Genomic DNA, 1,775 nt, shown 5'->3' with positions numbered 1-1,775 from the left:
GCGGCACGACCGGCGGTGAGCACCTGCCGCCGGCGCGCCGCACCGAGCTGCTGCGGCGCATCTTCGAGCAGGCGGGCGCGCGCGGCCTGCTGCACTTCGCCGAGGCCTGGGTGAGCTCGCTGGTGCTGCGTGAGGAGACCATCGTGCGGCGCGCCCGTGGCTGACGGCTCAGTCCCCCAGGTGCGGCCCGAGCAGGGTGAGGTCTGCCGGTGACAGCCGGTCGCTCGCCGTCTTCGCCTGATGCCAGTACGGGTACAGCAACGTCGGCGCGCTCACCGCGTCCAGCCGGGCCCTCTCCTCGGCGCTGAGCACGAGCTCGGCCGCCGCCAGGTTGTCGGCGAGCTGCGCGGCAGTGCGCGCCCCGATCACCAGCGACGTCACCGCCGGCCGGCCCAGCAGGTACGCCAGCGCGACCTGGGCCGCCGACACGCCACGGTCGGTGCCGATCTGCACCAGCACCTCGACGGTGTCGTAGAGCTTCTCCTGGTCGTGCACCGGCGGCTCGTTCCAGTCGGTGAGCTGCCGCGAGCCGGCCGGCGCCTGCACGCCCCGGCGGTACTTGCCGGAGAGCAGGCCACCGGCGAGCGGGCTCCACACCAGCACGCCCAGGCCCTGGTCGACGGCGGCCGGGATCAGCTCGTACTCGGCGTCACGGGCCTGCAGCGAGTAGTAGATCTGCTGGCTGACGAAGCGCGGCAGCCCGGTGCGGTCCGCCGTGCCCAGCGCCTTCATCAGCTGCCAGCCGGTGTAGTTGGACGCGCCGACGTACCGCACCTTGCCCGCGGTGACCAGCTGCCGCAACGCCTCGAGGGTCTCCTCCAGCGGGGTCTGGCCGTCCCACTCGTGCACCTGGTAGAGGTCGATGTGGTCGGTGCGCAACCGGCGCAGGCTGGCCTCGCAGCCGGCGATGATGTGGTGGCGGGACAGGCCGGCGTCGTTGGGGCCGGGTCCCATCGGCATCCGGACCTTGGTCGCGACCAGCACCTCGTCGCGGCGGCCGGCGAGCACCTCACCGACGATCTCCTCGGAGACCCCGTCGGAGTAGACGTCGGCGGTGTCGATCAGGTTGACGCCGGCGTCGAGGCACTGGTCGACCTGGCGGCGGGCCTCCGCCACGTCGGTCGAGCCGACGCTGGCGAAGCCGCCCTTGCCGCCGAAGGTCATCGTCCCCATGGTCAGCACCGAGACGCGGAGACCGGACTTGCCGAGTGTGCGATATTCCATCCCGCCAGCCTAGATCCGCCGCCGGCCGTCAGCCGGCGTGAGCCCGGGCCCGGTGCCGTTCGAGCAGCTCGCAGGCCTGCCGGGTCATCGCCTCGATGATCGCGCCGGCCGGCCGTACCGCATCCACCAGGCCGATCCCCTGACCCGCCGGCAGCGCCATCTCGTCCAGGTCCCCGGTGGTCAGGCCTTGCACGGGCGGGAAGCTCGAGAACTTACGCAGCTCCGTCGGCACCCCGCCCAGCTCGGTGTGCCCGATGACCGGCAGCCCCGAGGTGTCCGCCGGGATCTCGGCCACCCGGTCCTGCCAGTCCCGCACCACCCGGTTGCCGAGCACCCGCATCGGGTTGAAGTCCGGCCGGTCCGGGCCGAACAGCGCGGTCCGCACGGTTCCGGTGGCCGGCGCCTCGACGATCCCGGCCTTGTAGCCGTCGTGAGCGGCCGACTCGTGGGTGGCCACCAGCCGGGTGCCGACCCAGACGCCGTCCGCGCCCAGCATCAGCGCCGCGGCCAGGCCCCGGCCGTCCGCGACCCCGCCGGCCGCCAGCACCAGG

The 1,775-nt window shown here is 73.5% G+C and carries 2 protein-coding genes; both read right to left on the bottom strand.

Annotated features, from left to right (window positions below; all coding sequences use genetic code 11):
- Window positions 1–168 precede the first annotated feature (168 nt).
- Window positions 169–1,224 (bottom strand): aldo/keto reductase, encoded by a 1,056-nt coding sequence (locus AB0C29_RS46675; protein WP_360834589.1) that lies wholly within the window; start codon window positions 1,222–1,224, stop codon window positions 169–171.
- Window positions 1,225–1,252: 28 nt separating this feature from the next.
- A partial coding sequence (locus AB0C29_RS46670; protein WP_360834587.1) for a nitronate monooxygenase occupies window positions 1,253–1,775 on the bottom strand: 523 nt, incomplete at its 5' end.

The sequence above is a fragment of the Actinoplanes sp. NPDC048791 genome (assembly GCF_040650095.1).
In the GTDB taxonomy this organism is placed as follows: Bacteria; Actinomycetota; Actinomycetes; order Mycobacteriales; family Micromonosporaceae; genus Actinoplanes.
This window is presented reverse-complemented; position numbering and strand designations above follow the sequence as displayed.

What these genes read in the sequence shown, in the direction of transcription:
- AB0C29_RS46675 (WP_360834589.1), bottom strand. Translation starts at nt 1,224, where the DNA reads ATGGAATATCGCACACTCGGCAAGTCCGGTCTCCGCGTCTCGGTGCTG.